Source organism: Kribbella sp. NPDC003557 (genome assembly GCF_040610805.1).
GTDB lineage: Bacteria > Actinomycetota > Actinomycetes > Propionibacteriales > Kribbellaceae > Kribbella.
Map to the genome: position 1 here is coordinate 391352 of NZ_JBEXMY010000005.1, position 18414 is coordinate 409765.

At 69.0% G+C, this 18414-nt stretch carries 12 protein-coding genes; 5 read left to right on the forward strand and 7 right to left on the reverse strand.

Annotation, left to right across the window (positions count from 1 at the left end):
• The first annotated feature begins 50 nt into the window (after window positions 1–50).
• Entirely contained in the window at window positions 51–2795 is a 2745-nt protein-coding gene (locus ABZW60_RS22530) for a BTAD domain-containing putative transcriptional regulator (protein ID WP_355479719.1), read from the forward strand.
• 65 nt (window positions 2796–2860) lie between these two features.
• On the opposite strand, the gene rpsA is transcribed toward ABZW60_RS22530, so the two are convergent.
• Both rpsA and ABZW60_RS22540 read right to left on the reverse strand, forming a co-directional pair.
• On the reverse strand, window positions 2861–4339 hold the full coding sequence (gene rpsA / locus ABZW60_RS22535; RefSeq protein ID WP_355479721.1) for a 30S ribosomal protein S1: 1479 nt from the start codon (window positions 4337–4339) through the stop codon (window positions 2861–2863).
• Window positions 4340–4591: 252 nt separating this feature from the next.
• Window positions 4592–5464 carry a phosphotransferase gene (locus ABZW60_RS22540; protein ID WP_355479723.1) on the reverse strand — a complete coding sequence of 291 codons (873 nt, stop codon included), beginning with the start codon at window positions 5462–5464 and terminating at the stop codon, window positions 4592–4594.
• Window positions 5465–5488: 24 nt separating this feature from the next.
• Between ABZW60_RS22540 and ABZW60_RS22545 the strand changes: the two genes are divergently transcribed.
• A complete protein-coding gene (locus tag ABZW60_RS22545) occupies window positions 5489–6289 on the forward strand; it encodes a methyltransferase domain-containing protein (protein WP_355479725.1) in 801 nt (266 codons plus the stop codon).
• The gene (locus ABZW60_RS22550; RefSeq protein ID WP_355479727.1) at window positions 6286–7332 is read left to right on the forward strand and encodes an acyltransferase; all 1047 of its coding nucleotides are present in this window, start codon (window positions 6286–6288) and stop codon (window positions 7330–7332) included. The genes ABZW60_RS22545 and ABZW60_RS22550 overlap by 4 nt, the downstream gene beginning before the upstream one ends.
• Here the strand turns inward: ABZW60_RS22550 and ABZW60_RS22555 are convergent.
• Window positions 7230–9920, reverse strand: a complete 2691-nt coding sequence (locus ABZW60_RS22555; protein WP_355479729.1) for an alpha-(1->3)-arabinofuranosyltransferase family protein — start codon at window positions 9918–9920, stop codon at window positions 7230–7232. The two genes, ABZW60_RS22550 and ABZW60_RS22555, sit on opposite strands and share 103 nt — an antisense overlap.
• A gap of 92 nt (window positions 9921–10012) precedes the next feature.
• Here ABZW60_RS22555 and ABZW60_RS22560 point away from each other — a divergent pair, with 92 nt between their 5' ends.
• Window positions 10013–11284, forward strand: a complete 1272-nt coding sequence (locus ABZW60_RS22560) for a polysaccharide biosynthesis protein (protein WP_355479731.1) — start codon at window positions 10013–10015, stop codon at window positions 11282–11284.
• On the opposite strand, the gene ABZW60_RS22565 is transcribed toward ABZW60_RS22560, so the two are convergent.
• The 3 genes from ABZW60_RS22565 to ABZW60_RS22575 are packed head-to-tail and all read right to left on the reverse strand — an operon-like array spanning window position 11270 to window position 14944.
• Entirely contained in the window at window positions 11270–12253 is a 984-nt protein-coding gene (locus tag ABZW60_RS22565; protein ID WP_355479733.1) for an ABC transporter permease subunit, read from the reverse strand. The genes ABZW60_RS22560 and ABZW60_RS22565 overlap by 15 nt on opposite strands.
• A gap of 4 nt (window positions 12254–12257) precedes the next feature.
• Window positions 12258–13196: a carbohydrate ABC transporter permease gene (locus tag ABZW60_RS22570; RefSeq protein ID WP_355479735.1), complete on the reverse strand. Its 939-nt coding sequence runs from the start codon at window positions 13194–13196 to the stop codon at window positions 12258–12260.
• On the reverse strand, window positions 13193–14944 hold the full coding sequence (locus ABZW60_RS22575; protein WP_355479737.1) for an extracellular solute-binding protein: 1752 nt from the start codon (window positions 14942–14944) through the stop codon (window positions 13193–13195). Before ABZW60_RS22575 ends, ABZW60_RS22570 begins: the two co-directional genes overlap by 4 nt.
• Before the next feature lie 249 nt (window positions 14945–15193).
• Between ABZW60_RS22575 and ABZW60_RS22580 the strand changes: the two genes are divergently transcribed.
• The gene (locus tag ABZW60_RS22580) at window positions 15194–15667 is read left to right on the forward strand and encodes an NUDIX domain-containing protein (RefSeq protein WP_355479739.1); all 474 of its coding nucleotides are present in this window, start codon (window positions 15194–15196) and stop codon (window positions 15665–15667) included.
• Here the strand turns inward: ABZW60_RS22580 and polA are convergent.
• The gene (gene polA / locus ABZW60_RS22585; RefSeq protein WP_355480498.1) at window positions 15664–18366 is read right to left on the reverse strand and encodes a DNA polymerase I; all 2703 of its coding nucleotides are present in this window, start codon (window positions 18364–18366) and stop codon (window positions 15664–15666) included. The two genes, ABZW60_RS22580 and polA, sit on opposite strands and share 4 nt — an antisense overlap.
• Window positions 18367–18414: the final 48 nt, after the last annotated feature.

Here is an 18414-nt window from a genome sequence, read left to right on the forward strand (position 1 = left end):
GAGCCCACGGCGGCGGACAATCGGAACGCAGGCTACCGAGGGAGCGCGGCGTGGAGATCCGGTTGCTGGGACCGGTCGAGGTGATCCGGGACGGTGTGCCGGTCGCGCGCCTGTCCGGGCGCCCGCGGGCCCTGCTGGCGGTGCTCGCGCTCGCCGCGCCGGAGCCGGTCACGGCCGATGCCATCGGCCGTCGTGTCTGGGGCGACGAGCCGCCGGAGAACCTGCGGCCGAGCGTGCAGTCGCTGGTGTTCCGGCTTCGCCGCGTGCTCGGCCCGGAGGCACCCGTCGAGTACGTCGGCAGCAGCTACGCCCTGCGGATCGCTCCGGAGCAGGTGGACGCGTGGCGCTTCCGGGAGCTCGTGGACGCGGCCGCGCGGACCGACGACGCGGACGGGCAACGGGACCTGCTCACCGCCGCCCTCGCGCTGTGGCGCGGCGAGCCGTTCGACGGTGTCGACTCGGAATGGCTGCACCAGCTCCAAGCTCCCAGGCTGACCGAGACGTACCTGACCGCGGTCGAACGCCGGATCGACCTCGATGTCGCCGCGGGCCGGCACGAGGAGGCGCTACCGGAACTGCGCGAGCTCGCCGCGGCTCATCCGCTGCGGGAGTCGCTCTGGCTCCGGCTGCTCACCGTGCTCGACAAGTGCGGCCGTCCGGCGGAAGCGCTCACGCAGTACGAAGAGCTGCGCAGTCGGCTCGCCGACGAGCTGGGGACCGATCCGGATGCACAGCTGCGCGCCCTGCACGCCGAACTGCTGGCGGCAACACAGACGCGTCCGGCGTCGTCCGTCATGGTCCCTCGTCAGCTGCCACCGGCTCCGCCCGGGTTTACGGGCCGGGCGACTGCGCTCGCTCAGCTCGATCGGCTGAGCGCTGCAGCGCGACCGACCGTCATCGCCGTGCACGGGCCGGGCGGAGTGGGCAAGACGGCTCTGGCTCTGCACTGGGCGCACCGGGCAGCTGACCGGTTCCCTGACGGCCAGCTGTACCTGAACCTGCAGGGCTACGGACCTGACAGGCCACTTGAACCCGAAGCCGCGCTGGATCTGCTGCTGCGTGGACTTGGCGTTCCCGGCGCTCAGATCCCCCACGGCCGGCAAGCACGGGCAGCTCTGCTCCGCAGCGTCCTGGCTGACCGCGAGGTGCTGATCGTGCTCGACAACGCGCGCGACGCCGACCAGGTCCGTGCGGTGATGCCAGGCTCGGCAGGGCTGGTCCTGGTCACCAGCCGCAGTCAGCTGCGGTCGCTGGCTGCCCGGGACGGTGCGCAGCGCGTGCCGCTGGAACCGTTCAGCTCGGACGATGCGGCGGAGTACCTCAAGCAGACCCTGGCTGCGTACGACGTCCGGCACGACGCCGAGGAGCTGGCCGAGCTGACGCGGCTGTGCGGACATCTGCCGCTGGCATTGGCCATCGCCGCAGAGCGCCTCACCCGGGAGCCGGAGGGCACCGTCCGCGCGCTCTCCGCGGAGCTCGAGCAACATCCGGACCGCCTGGCGCTGCTGGACGTCGGGGAGGACGCGGATGGCGCGCTGCGAGCGGTCTTCGGCTGGTCGTACGACGTCCTCTCGGCACAGTCGGCCCGCGCCTTCCGTGTGCTCGGGCTGCATCCGGGTCCGGACACGAGCCTGGAGGCCGTCGGCGCGCTGCTCGCCGTACCGCGTGAAGAGGCCCGGCAGCCCCTGGGCCAGCTGGTCGGCGCTCATCTGCTCGAGCAGCCCGGCGAGAGGTACCAGTTGCACGACCTGCTGGCCGAGTACGCCGGCCGGCTCGTCCACGAGGTCGACGACCCGGCCGACGTCAGCGCTGCCCGGGGGCGGCTGCTGGACTGGTACGCGCATTCGGCGCTGAACGGCAAAGTGGCAATGGAGAAGTCGGAACCGCTCCTCGACTTCGGGCACCCGTCCGCCGGTGTCGAGCCGATGGTTTTCGGCACCGCGCGACAGGCCGTCGACTGGTTCACCGCGGAACGGCAGGGTCTGGTCGCCGCGATGCGCACGGCGGTCGCGCAGGGGCACGACCGCGCGGCGTACCGGCTCGGGCACGCGCTCTGGCCCTACTTCATGTACCTGCGCGCGCTCGACGACCTGTTCGAGATCCAGTGCCTCGCACTCGACGCCGCCCGGCGGACCGGGGACGGCGCCGCCGAGGCCGTGACGACACACGCCGTCGGTCGCGCGTACTTGTTCCGGCCCGACCTGGACCAGGCCTGCAAGCACCTCGACGAGGCGTTGCGGCTCTTCGAGTTGCTGGGCGACGACTACGGCCGGGGCTCGGTTCTGACCGACCTGGGCCGGCTGTACCGGCGCTGGGGCAACACCGATGCCGCTGTCCGCCACCACCACGCGGCGATCGAGGTGCTCGCGCGGCTGGACGACACGGTCGGGATCGCCCGGAACCACGCGAACATCGCCGACACCTACCTCCTGGCCGATCGGCACCCCGAGGCGGTCGAGGCAGCGCGGGAGGCGGTCACACTGAACCGGATCGCCGGCGAGCGGCGCGCCGAGGCGTTCGCCCTCGAAACCCTCGCCGCCGCGCTGCTCGGCCGCGGCGAGCACGCCGACGCCCGCCGAACCGCCGAGGAGGCCCTGGAGCTCAGCCGCGATCTCGACGACCGCTGGTCGGAGGTCTGTGCGCTGACGCACCTCGGCCGTGCCCTCCGGGCCGGCGGCGATCTCTCGGCGGCACACCGGCACTGGCGACGCGCACTGGACGTGCTGGACGAGACCGGGATGCCGGGCTCGGACAACCTGAACCGCACGACGCTGATCCAGCTGCTCGCCGGCTGAACGCACGAGACCCCCGCACCCAGTCGGGTGCGGGGGTCTCGGGTGCTACGGCTACCGGGTCAGGATCAGCCCTGGCCGGTCAGCTTCTCGCGGAGAGCCTGGAGCGCCTCGTCGGAAGCGAGCGCACCCTCGGCGGGAGCGTCGTCCTTCGGGGCAGCGGCCGAGGAGTACGACGAAGCCTCGCCGGCCTCGACGTCCGCCGTCTTGGCGTCCTCGATCTGCTTCTTGTGGGCCTCCCAGCGCGTGTGGGCCTCGGCGTACTGCCGCTCCCACTCCTCGCGCTGCGCGTCGAAGCCCTCGAGCCACTCCCCGGTCTCCGGGTCGAAGCCCTCCGGGTAGATGTAGTTGCCCTGGTCGTCGTACGTCGCCGTCATGCCGTAGAGCGTCGGGTCGAAGTCGTCCGAGACCGGGTCGACACCCTCGTTGGCCTGCTTGAGCGACAGCGAGATCCGGCGCCGCTCGAGGTCGATGTCGATGATCTTGACCATGACGTCGTCGTTGACCTGGACGACCTGCTCCGGGATCTCGACGTGCCGCTCGGCCAGCTCGGAGATGTGCACCAGACCCTCGATGCCCTCCTCCACGCGGACGAACGCACCGAACGGAACCAGCTTGGTGACCTTGCCGGGCACGATCTGGCCCATCTGGTGGGTCCGGGCGAACTGCTGCCACGGGTCTTCCTGGGTCGCCTTCAGCGACAGCGAGACGCGCTCGCGGTCCATGTCGACGTCCAGCACCTCGACGGTGACCTCCTGGCCGACCTCGACGACCTCGGTCGGGTGGTCGATGTGCTTCCAGGACAGCTCCGACACGTGCACCAGACCGTCGACGCCGCCGAGGTCCACGAACGCACCGAAGTTGACGATCGAGGAGACGACACCCTTGCGGATCTGGCCCTTCTGCAGCTGGGTGAGGAAGTTCATCCGCACCTCGGACTGCGTCTGCTCCAGCCACGCCCGGCGGGACAGGACCACGTTGTTGCGGTTCTTGTCCAGCTCGATGATCTTGGCCTCGATCTCCTGGCCGACATACGGCTGGAGGTCGCGGACCCGGCGCATCTCGACGAGCGAGGCCGGCAGGAAGCCGCGGAGGCCGATGTCCAGGATGAGACCACCCTTGACGACCTCGATGACGGTGCCGGTGACGACGCCGTCCTCTTCCTTGATCTTCTCGATCGTGCCCCACGCCTTCTCGTACTGAGCGCGCTTCTTGGACAGGATCAGGCGGCCTTCCTTGTCCTCCTTCTGGAGAACCAGGGCCTCGACGTGGTCGCCGACGTTGACGACCTCGTTCGGGTCGACGTCGTGCTTGATCGACAGCTCGCGGGAGGGGATCACGCCTTCGGTCTTGTAACCGATGTCGAGCAGGACCTCGTCCCGGTCGACCTTGACGATGGTGCCCTCGACGATGTCGCCGTCGTTGAAGTACTTGATGGTCTGATCGATCGCCGCGAGGAAGTCTTCCTCCGACCCGATGTCATTGACCGCTACCTGCGGGGTGTTGCGCACTGCGGGGTCGAGGGGAGCCTCGATGCTGGCCGTCATGTGGTGGGTTGCTCCGTGGACTGGTGGTGTCGTGCGGTTGCGCCCATGGTCCTTTGGATCGCACCAAACCGCGGGGATTGCCTGACGACGACAGATTCACCACCGACTGCTGCGAGCACGAGCCTGCTCCGTCCGAGGTCGCGCGGGCCCATAGCGCAACTCACAGAATACCGGTCTTGACGAAGACAGCACAACCTGGGGCACCCGGTGCCTACCGGGCGCCCGCCGAGGTCTCCCGACGTGCCATTGCTCTCAATGTACGACGCCGAGGCCGGAACGGCCGCCGGCCAGCGTGCCGGTGTCCGCCATCCGGGAGACCAAACGGTGCGCGGCGGCCGCGATCTCGTGCTCGGCGGCCCGCTGCGCGAGGTCCAGCAACGCCCACAGATCGGCCGCCCGGCCCAGCTCCACCAGGCGCTCCCCGAGGCCCATTCCGCGGAGCGGCTCCAGCACCGCCGCGGCCAGGACCGGGTCCTCGGCGAAGCGGAGCAGGTTGCCGAGATCGGCGTACGGCGATCCGCTATGGGCGAATTCCCAGTCGATCAGGCCGGTGATTCGCGCGGTGTCCGGGTCGACCAGCAGGTTCTTCGGGTTGAAGTCGCTGTGCACGAGGCAGACCCGGTCCGCGCCGGCGGCGAGCAGGTCCTCCGCCTCGTCGATCACGGCCGCGAACCCGTCTCCCAGCTCCAGGGCGAGGCCAGCGACGTACTCGGTCAGGTCGCCGAGGCCGAACGGCTCGACCGTCAGCTCCCCGTCGCGGAACATCCCCGCGTGCAGGAACGGCATCCCGCTCAGCCGCGCCAACAGCTCCCCCAGCTGCGCCCCGGCCGTCCTGCGCTGTTCCTCGGTAGCCGTCTCCAGGAACAGCTGCAGGTTGACGCCCGGCAGGCGCTCGGTCAGCAGGTACGGCGGCTCCTCGTACGACCCCTCGCGCTTGAGGTCGAGCACCCGCGGGACAGGCAGCAGTCCGCGCACCAGGTCGAGCAGCGCGGCGTCGACGGCGGCCCGCTCGGGGTCCCGCGCGTAGAACTTGATCACGGCGTCCTCACCGCCGGCGCTGACCGCGAAGGTCTGCCCGCCGTACCCACCGGCGAGCGGCACCGCCGTACCCGCGAAGTCACTCATGCGTCTGACACTAGAGTGTCCGGCGTGAACAGGCCGGTACGGGAAGAGCTGACCGAGGCTCAGACGTCGCGTGCCAGCCGGGCGTACTGGAACTCGGCGGCCGCGGAGTACCTGGCCGAGCACGGTGACTTCCTCGGGGACGACCGGTTCGTGTGGTGCCCGGAGGGTGTCGACGAGGAGGCTGCCCAGCTGCTCGGGCCCGTCCGTGGCAAGCGGGTCCTGGAGGTCGGTTGCGGCGCGGCCCAGTGCTCGCGATGGCTCGCCGGTCAGGGCGCCGACGTGGTTGCCTTCGACATCTCGATCGAGCAACTCCGGCTGGCGCGGCAGCTCGACGTACGCACCGGCACCGCGGTCCGCACGGTGGCGGCCGACGCCGTGGCACTCCCCTACCGCGACACCACCTTCGACATCGCCTGTTCGGCTTTCGGCGCGCTGCCGTTCGTGGCCGACGCCGGTACGGCGTTCCGCGAGCTCGCGCGGGTCCTGAAACCGGGCGGCCTGCTGGTGTTCTCGGTGACCCACCCGTTCCGCTGGACGATGCCCGACGACCCGACCGCCGCCGGGTTGCGGATCACCCACTCCTACTTCGACCGGACGCCGTACGTCGAGGTCGACGCCGCCGGTACGCCGGTGTACGCCGAACACCACCGCACGACGGGCGACTGGATCCGCGAGCTCACCGGCGCCGGGTTCGTCGTCGACGACCTGCTCGAGCCGGAATGGCCTGCCGGCCACCAGCTCGTCTGGGGCGGCTGGGGACCCGAACGCGGCCCTCTCGTCCCCGGCACCGCCATCTGGACCGCACACAAGGGACAGCGCGCATGACCCGGTTCCCGGCAGTAGACGGACTGCGGGTGATCGCCGCGCTCGCAGTGGTCGTGTCACAGGTCGGCCTGCACACCCAGGCGCCGTACGCCGGTGTCGTCTCCCGGCTGGACGTCGGCTGGGCGGTCTTCTGTGCCCTGTCCGGGTTCCTGCTCTACCGGCCACACGTGCTGGCGTGGTTCTCGGGCACTGTGCCGCCGCTGACCCTCCCGTACCTGCGCGGCCGGGCGCTGCGCATCCTCCCAGTGCTCCTGGTCGCCGTGGTGCTATCGATCGTCCTGGTCCCGGACCCTGCGACGACTTACCTTCGCTGGGCCGTACTGACGCCGCTGCCGTTCTACTTGTTGCTGCCTGGACTAGGGCGACTGCTGACCGGGTACGAGCGTCCCACCCGCCGCAGTGTGCGCTGGCGGCTCCTTGTTCTGGTCGCCCTGACCGTCCTCGGACCGGTCTGGATGGCTGCCGTCATCGCAACAGGTCACCCGGACGCGGGCCTTTGGCTGCCCGGATACCTCGGCTGGTTCGCCGTCGGCATGGGGATGGCGCTGTGGCAGGTCGCCCGCGCCACCGGCCGGCTCGGCCCGTCAACACTCGACACGCTGACCAGGGTCCCCGCAACGCTGTGGGGAATCGCCGCGGCGCTCCTGCTGATCACCGCGACCCCGCTTGCCGGACCGTACGACCACTCCGTGCCCACTCCGGCGCAGGCACTGCTCAAGAACTTGATCTACACCGTGGTCGTCGCCTGTGCGCTCTTCCCGGTCCTGACCCCAACCGCCCGGACGGTCCGCGTGCTGGGAGGTCGGGCGGCGCGACTCGCCGCACCGCTCTCGTACGGCGTGGTGGCGTACCAGTTCGTCGTACTCGGGCTGATCGACGGCCCGTTCGCCGTTCAGCTGCCGCTGACGCTGCTGGTCTCGGTTGTGCTGGCAGCTGTCAGTTACCGCCTGCTCGAGCGTCCTGTCATGCGCTTCGGCAAGAAGACCGCGACGGCCAAGATCCCCAGCAGGGCGACCAGTCCGAGCAGCAGCCCGGCGCGATAGGTCCGGTCCGGCATGAAGCGGGCCGTGACCACCTGCTCCGGTCCGGCCGGCAGCACCCAGCCCTGCTGCCAGCCACCGATCCGGATCGGCGTGAGCTTCTGGCCGGTGCCGTCGTACGCCTCCCAGCCCTCGCTGTAGTTCTGCGCGACCGTGAGCACGGATTGGCCGTCCGCAGCCGGCACCTCGACCGTGAGCTCAGTGGGATTCGGACGCCACACGTCCACGCCCTGCACCGGCGTCACGGACACGTCGCCGAACCCTGCCTTCGCCAGCGTGGTCTCGACCGGCACGACGCCGCCGTTCGCCTGGACCTCCAGCTGGTGGAGGCCGGACCGCAGAGGGATGCTCGACATCTGTCCGCACAGGCTGAACGCGATCGGCCGCCGCTGCTGCAGGTCCCGCAGAGTCGGTGCGATCTGCGTCCGCGCCGGTACGCCGTCGATGGTGACCGCCGGCCCGTTCCCGCAGTACGCCGGCACCCGGCGCTGCGGATCGACCGCCTTCCGCAACTCGTCCGCGCCGAGTACCTCGACCTCCGCCACGCCGACGGGGCTTGTCCGAGCATCCTGTAGCGGCTTCGTCGCGGTGAATTCGATCCTGACGGTCCGCGCGTGTCTCGCCGCGAACCGGACGTACCCGGCCGCATCGACCGTGGCGGGAAGCGGCGCGCCGCCGTCGAAGTGCAGGACGACGTCGGCGGGCCGCGAACCGCTCACGTACGAGTCGGCAAGGAACCGTAGGCCTCGCACATCCCTTGCCGCAGGCAACTTGAGGGTCAGGCTCGGCGCCGGATCGTCCGGCGCCGCCAGCCACCCGGTTCCGGGGTCACGGTCGACCGCGGCATCCGGCCGGCCCTCCGGCGCGGCGACCGCGCGCGACGAGGCCGTCGCGGTGATCGCTCCCGGCACCGACAGCAGCCGCTCGAGCGCTTCGCCCTCCTGCGGCAGGGCTGTTCCCCGCAGTTGGTACGTCGCCGCCTGCGGGAGCTGGACGCTCCGGGACAGGCCGTTCGGCTCGGCGGAGTCCTTGGCCTGGTCCTGGCTGCACAGGGCCCGCATACCGACGTGCAGACAGGCCGACCGGCCGACCTGCGCGTTCCGGAGTACGACCGCACTCGGCTGCCGCTCCGCCTGCCGACCGCTGGTCGCTATGAACGGTAGGCCGTCCAGCTTGCCCTTCGCGTCCGCGTCGAGCACTGCGGCGCCCTGACCGCCGAGCGCGGTCACGACCGTCGGTACATCGTCAGCGGTGCCGCCGACCGCTACGAGCCGGGACCGTGGGATCAGCCGCCCCGGCGTGGTCGCTCCGACGTCGTAGATCTCCACGCTCGGATACGGCAGGCGGGTCTCTCCGGCCGGACCGAAGTACGCGACCCGTCCGATACCGGCGTCGGCCAGGCTCTCGTGGATCGCCAGCGCCGGCGTACCGTCCTGCTGGTCGTTGCGCACCACGACGTAGCGGACACCGTCGCGGGTCAGCTGCTGCCGCAGCGCCTGGTCAGCGACACCGGAGTCGACACGGTTCCGCACGTCGTCCGTGAGCGCAGCCAGCGGTCGCTTCACCAGGGCGGCGAGCGGCTCGTTGGAGTCGGACAGCACGAGCACGCTGCCAGGAGCGGTCTGCTCGTCCAGCCAGTTGGCCGCGTCCTCCCAGTGCGCCGGGATCGCAGCGAAGGCCCCGTCCGGTCGAGTGAGCAGCACAGGCAGCGCGGCAGCGACCGCAAGGCAGGTAGCCAGCACGGGTACGACGCGGCGGTGGACACCTCGCGACACGGTCAGGTTCGTCAAGCGACGCAGGTAGTGCGCAACAGCGAGTGCGAGCGGTACGCCGACCGCCACGCCCGCCACCGGCGCCCAGCGCGGTCCTGGCGGCGTAGCGCCGTACCGGAGCAGCATCAGCAGCGGGACCAGCCACCAGATCGACACCGCGACGACGAAGCCCAGCCAGACAGCAGCCAGCTTCACTCTGACGCGGGCCAGCAGCCAGATCGCCGGTACGACGAGGGTCGCTGCGCCCGCGACCGGGTTGGCCGCACCGATCAGCGCGAACGCGACAGCCGACCAACTGGCGCGCCACCAACCGGAGCGGACCCGTGGCGACACCAGCGGCAGGAGTATCCACGGGGCCACAGCCATCGGCCACACCTCGGTGGGGAGCTCACCGAACGCCCGCGGCACCAGCGCATACAGCAGCGCGACCGCGAGACGCGTCCACGGCACGCCGTACTGCAGGACGTTGCAGAGCTTCCAGATGCCGAGGAAGGCAACACACAGGACCAGCGACCACCACAGCCGCTGGGTAACCCAGTCCGGCACCGACAGCGCGTTCAGCAACCAGTGAAACGGCCCGATCGGAAACAGGTAGCCGTAAGCGTCGGTCTGCAGCTGACCGAACGGACTGTGCGGATCCCACAGATGCAGCGCCCGCAACAGAAACCCACCCGGCCCGGCGGTCAACTCCAGCCTGCTGTCCGGAACGATCTGACCAGGAGCATGCTGAAAGCACAGAGCAACCAGCCCCAGGCACCCCAGCACGAGCCGCGCCCGCCAGACAACCTGCTCCGAACTACCCGCCCGCAACCTCCTCACCGGCGGGACATTAACGGATCCGGCGGCTCGCGGGCGGCATCGTTGCCGTACCGTGAGGTCCGGCAAATCTCACACGATCCGAGGCAGCGCGAATGACGTTTGGCACCACTCCCGCCAGTGCACCGAAGGCCAAGCGGCTGGCCTTCCTGCGGCGGGCCACCGTGGTCGCCGTGGCGATGGCGATCATGAACGTGGCCGCTTACGGTTTCACGCTGATCGGCACGCACCGGCTGGCGCCGGAGCAGTTCGGTGCTCTGACGGCTTTGCTGGGGCTGTTGCTGATCGGCAATGTCGCCTCGCTCGGCCTGCAGGCGGCGGGGGCCCGGCAGCTCGCGACGCACTCCGGTGCCGGCGCCCGAGAGTTGGCGGACGCGATGCTCAAGGCGGGCAATCGCGCGGCACTCGGGCTGACCGTGATCTGTCTCGCGCTCACGCCGGTGCTGATGTGGCTGCTGCACATCGACTCGGTGGTCTCGATCCTGCTGCTCGCCCCGACGCTCGGCTGCCTGACGGTGATGGGGGCCCAGCTCGGCGTCCTCCAGGGCAGCAAACGCTGGACCGAGCTGGCCGGGGTCTACACCTCGACAGGTGTCGGCCGGCTCGTCCTCGGCGGCGGCGCGTTGCTGCTGCGCCCGACGCTCGACGCGGCGATGATCGGTCTCGCGCTCGGCGCCGCCGTACCCATCGTCATCGGCCACTTCGCGCTCCGCGGCTCGAGCGGTGCGACCAAGGGGCAGGTCAGGACCGTGCTGCGGGAAGCGGGGTTCGGCACCCACACGCTGCTCGCGTTCTTCGTCATCGCCAACGCCGACGTGCTGTTCGCCCGCGCCCTGCTCGACGGCACGGACAGCGGCTACTACGCGGCCGGCGTGATCATCGCGAAGGCCTGCCTGTTCCTCCCGCAGTTCGTCATCGTGCTGGTGTTCCCGACGCTCGCGCAGTCACCGGGCGACACCCAGCGGCTGCGCAAGGCGATCGCGGCGGTCGCGGGGCTCGGTGTGTGCACGGTCGTCGGCACGCTGATCCTTCCCGACCTCGTCGTCGCGATCATCGGCGGCGAGGACAAGTACGCGCCGCTCGGCCCGTACACCTGGCTGTTCGCGGTCTCCGGCTCCGCGTACGCCGTCCTGCAGCTCGTCGTGTACGCCGCGATCGCGCAGCAGGAGAAGCGCGCCGCGCTGGTGATCTGGATCGGCCTGGTGGTGTTCGCGGCGGCCGCCGGCATCGTGCTCGGCACCGGGATCGCCACCGGCCTGAACGGCGTGAAGGTGCTGGCCGCGATGACCAGCACCTGCGCGCTGCTGCTGTCGGCGGTCCTGGCGGCGGGACTCCACCGCCAGGCCACCGACTCACCACAAGCTTGACTTGGCGAACCGCCGGGCGAAGGTGTTCGCCACGACCAGCAGCACCAGCCCGATCACCGATCGGAACAGGCCGATGGCGGTGGCGTAGCTGAACTGCGGAACCGCGGACGCCAGACCGATCTTGTACACGTAGGTGTCGATCACCTCGGCGGTGTCGAGGTTCAGGTTGTTCTGCATCAGCAGCACCTTCTCGAACCCGACGGACAGGATCGAGCCGATGTTCAGGATCAGCAGGATCACCGCCACCGGCACGATCGCGGGCAGGTCGATGTGCCACATCCGCCGCAGCCGCGACGCCCCGTCCACGATCGCCGCCTCGTGCAGTTCCGGCGGCACACTGGTCAAGGCGGCCAGGTAGATGATCGCCGCGAATCCCATGGTCTGCCAGGCGCCCGACCAGACGTAGAGATGCCGGAACAGCCCGGCATCACCGAGGAAGTCGACCGGGCCGAGTCCGAACAGACCGATGATCCTGTTCGCCACGCCGGTGCTCGGGTTCGTCAGGACGACGATGAGACCCACCACGACCACGGTCGAGATGAAGTGCGGCGCGTAGGTGATCAGCTGCGCCGACCGGCTGAACCACTTCTTGCGCACCGTGTTCAGGCACAGCGCCAGGACGATCGGCAACGGGAACGTCGCGACCAGCTCGTACACGTGCAGGAACACCGTGTTCCGGATCAGCCGCCAGAACTGGTACGACTCCACGAACCGGTCGAAGTGCTTGAGTCCCACCCACGGGCTGCCGAGGATCCCGGACACGACGTTGTAGTCCTTGAAGGCGATGACCACGCCGTACATCGGCCAGTAGGCGAAGATCGCCAGCCAGATCAGCGGCAGCGCGAGCATCACGTACAGCTGCCAGTGCCGCCGCATCCGGAGTCCGAGTCCGACGGAGGACTTCGCCGAACGGGTCCGCTTGTGGGCGGCGTCACGGACCGTCGGACGGGCTTGTGTCGAGGTCGTCATGTGCTCATCCCTTCAGCGAGCCGACCATGGCCCCCTTGACGAAGTGCTTCTGCACGAACGGATAGACCAGCAACGGCGGGATCATGCCGATCACGATCAGCGAGTACTTGAGCTGCTGCTGGAGTTCCTTCAGCTGCGCGAGCTTGCTCGTGTCGGGCATCTGCGACGGGTCGACCTTGCTCTGGATGAGGATCTGCCGCAGCACCACCTGCAGCGGGAACAGATGCTCGTTGGTCAGGTAGATCAGCGCGTTGAAGAACGTGTTCCACTGGCCGACGGCGTAGAAGAGCAGATTCACCGCGATGATCGGTTTGCTCAGCGGCAGCACGATCCGCCAGAAGAACCCGAAGTCGCTGCAGCCGTCCACCCGCCCGGCCTCGACCAGCTCCTCCGGGATCGTCACCATGAAGTAGGTCCGGGTGATGATCACGTTCCAGACCGCCATCGCGGTCGGCAGGATCATCGCCCAGCGGGTGTTCAGCAGGCCGAGCTGATCCACGACCAGGTACGTCGGGATCAGCCCGCCGCTGAACATCATCGTGAACACGAACGCCGCCATGATCAGCCCCTTGCCCGGCAACCCCTTCCGGGACAGGGGGTACGCCGCGAGCAGCGTGAGGACCGTGGCGACACAGGAGCCAGCGACCGCGTAGAACACCGAGTTGCCGAAGCTGCTGACGATCGAGTCGTAGTCGAAGATCGCCTTGTACGCGTCCAGCGTGAAGCCGACCGGCCACAGCCACACCTCGCCGGCAGACACCTTCTTGGTGTTGCTGACCGAGGCGCTGAGTACGTAGACGATCGGGTACAGGATCGCGAGGCAGAACAGGCCGAGGGCCGTGTAGATACAGGCGAGAGCGATCTTGTCGCCGCGGGTGTCCTGGATCGGCGCGCCTCCGCCCAGCCGCCGCTCGTCCGGCGGCAGGGTCCCGGCGGCACTCATCCGTTGTAGGTCTCGTAGGCGGCCTGCTGCAGGTCCAGGTACGGTTTCACGCCGATCTTCTCGACCCGGTCCTTGAAGTCGTTCCAGGCGCCGTCGTCGTTCGGGTCCAGCTGTCCGGTGACGAACTTCGAGAACGACAGGTTGACCTCGCTCTTCAGATTCGTCTTCAGCTCCGCTTCCTGCGCGGCCTGGTCCTGGTCCAGCGTGACCGGCGGGAACTGCATCTCCTGCGGCTGCTTGTAGGGGAAGTAGTTGTCCACGGTCTGCTGGTAGAGCGGCTTCTCGAAGGTCAGGTCCTTCGGGTTGACCCGCTCGGCGAGCCGGAAGTCCTGCGAGCGGTACATGGTGTTGTCCTGGCTCCAGCTGATGTTCTTCTCGGTGTTCCAGGTCGCCGAGAAGCCGTAGACCGCCTGCTTGCCGTTGATCCCGAGCTCACCCTTCTTGGCCCACTCGAACTTCGGGCCGCCGTACCCGCGCAGGATCGCCTCCAGCTCCATCTGCGCGTCGGCCCACTGGACCAGCAGTTCCGGCTTCGCGCACTTCTTGGTGATCACCAGCTTCGCCACCTCGACGCCGACGCCGAGGTAGTTCCAGGCGGCGTACCGGACGCCGTTCGGCCCCTTCAGCGGCGGGATCGCGAGATACTTGCGCCAGCGGGCGTTCGGGTCCTTCTGGTCGATGTCCAGGAAGCCGCCCCAGTAGTACGAGCGGGCGCCGCCGATGATCGGCTTGCCCGGCGCGTTGCCGTAGCGGTCCATCTGGTCCTGGTCGGCCGTGAACACGTCCTTGTTGATCAGGCCCTCGGCGTACATCCCGTGGATGAACTTCAGGCCCTCGCGCCACTCGTCCTTGGTGAAGCTCACGTCGACCTTGCCGTCGTTCACCACCAGCCACGGATCGCCGGGGTTGTAGAGGAACGAGTTCATGAAGAACGTGTCCAGCGGCGCGTCCTTGTAGCCGCAGAACGGGATCGTCCGGCCGTTGCCGCCGAGGTCGGCCTTCTTGAACGCGCGCAGCAGCTCGACGAACTCGTCGGTGGTCTCCGGGACGCCCAGCCCGACCTGCTCGATCCAATCGGTGTTCAGGAACGTGCGCCCGTTGCTCGCCCGGCAGTGGTAGCAGTCGTTGACGTTCGGGAACGAGTAGATCTTCTTGTCCGGCGCCTGGACCAGCTTGCGGGCATCCGGGTAGTCCTTCATCGCCTGCTGCAGGTTCAGCGCGTACGAGCCGATGTACTGGTCGACGTCGGTGAACAGGCCCTGCTGGCCGTACAGGAACAGCTGCGACCGGGTGAAGTGGATCCCCATGAAGGCGTCCGGGATGTCGCCGGCGGCGATCATCGCGTTCACCTTGGTCATGATGTCGTCGTCGGTACCGCCGATCTGGTTCCACTCGATGTGGATGTTGGTCTTCTGCTCGAGCCACTTCGTGAACGCGTTGGTCCGCCAGTCGCCGATCGTGACGTCCTGCGGTACGACGATCTTGAACGTGACCTTCTCCGAGGAGATCGGCTTGAGCTCGCGGGCGACCGGGCCGACGTACCCCTCCGGGTACTGCACGGTCGTCAGCTTCGGGCCGAGAGTGACGCTGGGCGCGGCCTGCCCCGCGCCGCCGGTGCCACTGCTCGCGCTGCTCGAGCCGCTGCATCCGCTGAGCAGACCGCCGCCGGCTGTCGCCGCGGTCAGTCCGATCGCCCCCGCGATGAGTGATCGACGGCTGAGCCCCTTGCGCGCGTCGTCGTTCGGCATGGTTCCTCCTGGCGGCTGGTCGGAACGAGGTCGATACGAGATCCGATACGGATATCCAATAGGATCTCGGATCTTTGCCCGGGAGAATGACATAGATCAGGACGCTACGGAAGAGCTCGCCGCCACTGAAAGGAATCGATCGATCACTGTTCGCATCTTGCGCGGCAAGCGGTTACCGCTTACGTGTGGTCACCCAAATTCCTTGCGCTGAAGAAAGGTCCCTGGACCGGCCTGGGTAGGGTGCTGGGCATGCCGACGCCGAAGTTCATCCTCGAGTTGCGCCAGAAGATCGGGAACGACCTGCTGTGGCTGACCGGGATCAGCGGGGTGGTGCTGAACGGCCGCGGCGAGGTCCTGCTGGTCAGGCGCGCCGACAACGGCCGGTGGAGCCTGGTCGCCGGCATCCTCGAGCCGGGCGAGCAGCCGGCCGTCGGGCTGGTGCGCGAGATCCAGGAGGAGACCGCGGTCGAGGCCGTCGTCGAGCGCCTGGTCAGCCTCGAGTCACTGCCGCCCAGCAGCTACCCGAACGGCGACCAGGTCCAGTTCCTCGACCTCTGCTTCCGCTGCCGCGCCGTGGCCGGCGAGCCCCGCGTGAACGACGACGAGTCCCTCGACGTCCGCTGGTGGCCGCTGAACAACCTCCCGGACCTACCGGACCGGGACCGGATCTGCATCGAGAACGCCCTCTCCCCCGGCCCGGCCCCGGTCTTCGCGACCTCTTAGTGCGCGGCCTCGTGCCAGGTGCGGCCGACGCCGACCGAGACGTCGAGGGGGACGGCCATGTCGACGGCGTGGCCCATGTCGTGGCGGACGAGTTCCTCGAGTGACTCGCGCTCGCCGGGGGCGATCTCGAAGACGAGTTCGTCGTGGACCTGGAGGAGCATCCGCGATTTCAGGCCGGACTCGCGCAGTGAGCGGTCGACCTTGAGCATCGCCATCTTGATGACGTCGGCGGCCGAGCCCTGGATCGGCGCGTTCAGCGCCATCCGCTCGGCCATCTCACGGCGCTGACGGTTGTCGCTGGTCAGGTCCGGCAGGTAGCGCCGGCGGCCCAGGATGGTCTCGGTGTAGCCGGTCTTGCCGGCGTCGATCACGATCGACCGCAGGTAGTCCCGGACCCCGCCGAAGCCCTCGAAGTACTCGTCCATCAGGCCCTTGGCCTCGTCGACGCCGATCTTCAGCTGCTGGCTCAACCCGTACGCCGACAGGCCGTACGCCAGGCCGTAGTTCATCGCCTTGATCTTCGCGCGCTGCTCCTGGGTCACCGCCGACGGCTCGACCGAGAACACCCGGGACGCGGTCACCGAGTGGAAGTCCATCCCGGAGTTGAACGCGTCGATCAGACCCTGGTCCTGCGACACATGAGCCATGATCCGCATCTCGATCTGGCTGTAGTCCGCCGACATCAGCGACTCGTTGCCGTCGCCGACCACGAACGCCTGCCGGATCCGGCGGCCCTCCTCGGTGCGGATCGGGATGTTCTGCAGGTTCGGCTCCGTGGAGCTCAGCCGCCCGGTCGCCGCGATGGTCTGGTTGAACGTGGTGTGGATCCGGCCGTCGCGCGGGCTGATCGTCTTCAGCAGCCCCTCGACGGTCTGCCGCAGCCGGGTCGCGTCCCGGTGCGCCAGCAGGTACGCCAGGAACGGGTGCTCGGTCTTCTCGAACAGCGCCTGCAGCGAGTCGGCGTCCGTGGTGTAGCCGGTCTTGGTGCGCTTGGTCTTCGGCATCTGCAGCTCGTCGAACAGCACCACCTGCAGCTGCTTCGGCGACCCGAGGTTGATCTCCTTGCCGATCACCTCGTACGCCGCCGTGGCCGCTTCCCGGACGCCGGTCGCGAACCGGTTCTCGAGCTCCTCCAGGTACGGCCGGTCGACCGCGATCCCGTCGCGCTCCATCCCGGCGATGACCTGGATCAGCGGCAGCTCGACGTCGGCCAGCAGCGCCGTGCCGGCCTGCTTCTCGAGCTCGGCGTCGAGGGTGTCGGCGAGATCCGCGATCGCGCGGGCGCGCAGCATCGTGTGGTCGGCGGCCGGACCGCCCTCGACGTCGTCGAAGCTGAGCTGGCCGTTCTCCGCCTCCTCGTTGCGCAGCTCGCGCTTGAGGTAGCGGACCGTCAGGTCGGCCAGGTCGTACGCCCGCTGGTCCGGGCGGACCAGATACGCGCTCAGCTGCGTGTCCGAGCTCAGGCCGGCCAGCGTCCAGCCGCGCTCCAGGAACCCGAGCAGCGGGCCGTTCACGTCGTGCAGCGCCTTCGGCTGCTTCTCGTCGGCCAGCCAGGCCTGCCACGCCGAGTCGTCGTCCGGCGTCATCGTCGTCGGGTCGAACCAGGCCGCCGCGCCGGACGTGTTCGCCAGCGCCAGCCCGGTGATCTGACCGGTGCCGCCGCCCCAGCTGCCCTGCACCGCGACACCGACGCGCTCGCCGGTGCTCACGTGCTCCTTGAGCCAGGCCCCGACCTCGCCCGGCTTCAGCTGCGCACCGTCCAGCTCGAACCCGTGGTCGACGGTCGCGTCGACCTCCTCGTGCTCGGCGACCAGCCGCTCGCGCAGCACCCGGAACTCGAGGCTGTCGAACAGCGTGTGCACCTTCTCCCGGTCCCACGGCACCCGGGCCAGGTCGTCGACCGCGACGTCCAGGGTCAGGTCGCGGACCAGCTCGTTGATCTGCCGGTTCCGGATCACGTCGGCGAGGTGCTCACGCAGGGACTCGCCGGCCTTGCCCTTGATCTCGTTCACCCGGTCGACCACGTCGTTCAGCGAGCCGAACTGGTTCAGCCATTTGGCCGCCGTCTTCGGGCCGACACCGGGCACGCCGGGCAGGTTGTCGCTCTGCTCCCCCACCAGCGCGGCGAGATCCGGATACAGCCGGGGGCCGACGCCGTACTTCTCCTCGATCGCGGCCGGGTCCATCCGGGCGATCTCGGACACGCCGCGCTTCGGGTACAGCACCGTGACGTCCTCGCTGACCAGCTGGAACGCGTCCCGGTCACCGCTGCTGATCAGCACCTCGAAGCCCTGCTCGGACGCCTGGGTGGCGAGCGTCGCGATGATGTCGTCGGCCTCCCAGCCGTCGATCTCCGTGGTCGGGATCCGGAGCGCCTCCAGCACCTCCTTGACCAGCGAGATCTGGCCGCTGAACTCGTCCGGCGACTTCGAGCGGCCGGCCTTGTACTCCGCGTACTGCTCGGTGCGGAAGGTCTTGCGGGAGACATCGAACGCGACACAGACGTGCGTGGGCTGCTCGTCACGGAGCATGTTGATCAGCATCGAGGTGAACCCGTACACCGCGTTGGTGTGCTGGCCGGTGGTGGTGGAGAAGTTCTCCACCGGGAGCGCGTAGAACGCCCGGTAGGCCAGCGAATGCCCGTCCAGCAGCAGGATCCGCGGTCGCCCCGCACCGGGGGTCGCCGAATCCTTGGTCATCGTCGTCGTATCCGTCTCTGCAGCCACATACCGACTCTAGTGGTTCCC

Bases quoted from the DNA above. Each gene is read 5' to 3' on its own strand.
- rpsA (WP_355479721.1), bottom strand. From the start codon at position 4,339: ATGACGGCCAGCATCGAGGCTCCCCTCGACCCCGCAGTGCGCAACACC.
- ABZW60_RS22560 (WP_355479731.1), top strand. From the start codon at position 10,013: ATGACGTTTGGCACCACTCCCGCCAGTGCACCGAAGGCCAAGCGGCTG.
- ABZW60_RS22540 (WP_355479723.1), bottom strand. From the start codon at position 5,464: ATGAGTGACTTCGCGGGTACGGCGGTGCCGCTCGCCGGTGGGTACGGC.
- polA (WP_355480498.1), bottom strand. From the start codon at position 18,366: ATGACCAAGGATTCGGCGACCCCCGGTGCGGGGCGACCGCGGATCCTG.
- ABZW60_RS22565 (WP_355479733.1), bottom strand. From the start codon at position 12,253: ATGACGACCTCGACACAAGCCCGTCCGACGGTCCGTGACGCCGCCCAC.
- ABZW60_RS22580 (WP_355479739.1), top strand. From the start codon at position 15,194: ATGCCGACGCCGAAGTTCATCCTCGAGTTGCGCCAGAAGATCGGGAAC.
- ABZW60_RS22570 (WP_355479735.1), bottom strand. From the start codon at position 13,196: ATGAGTGCCGCCGGGACCCTGCCGCCGGACGAGCGGCGGCTGGGCGGA.
- ABZW60_RS22575 (WP_355479737.1), bottom strand. From the start codon at position 14,944: ATGCCGAACGACGACGCGCGCAAGGGGCTCAGCCGTCGATCACTCATC.
- ABZW60_RS22550 (WP_355479727.1), top strand. From the start codon at position 6,286: ATGACCCGGTTCCCGGCAGTAGACGGACTGCGGGTGATCGCCGCGCTC.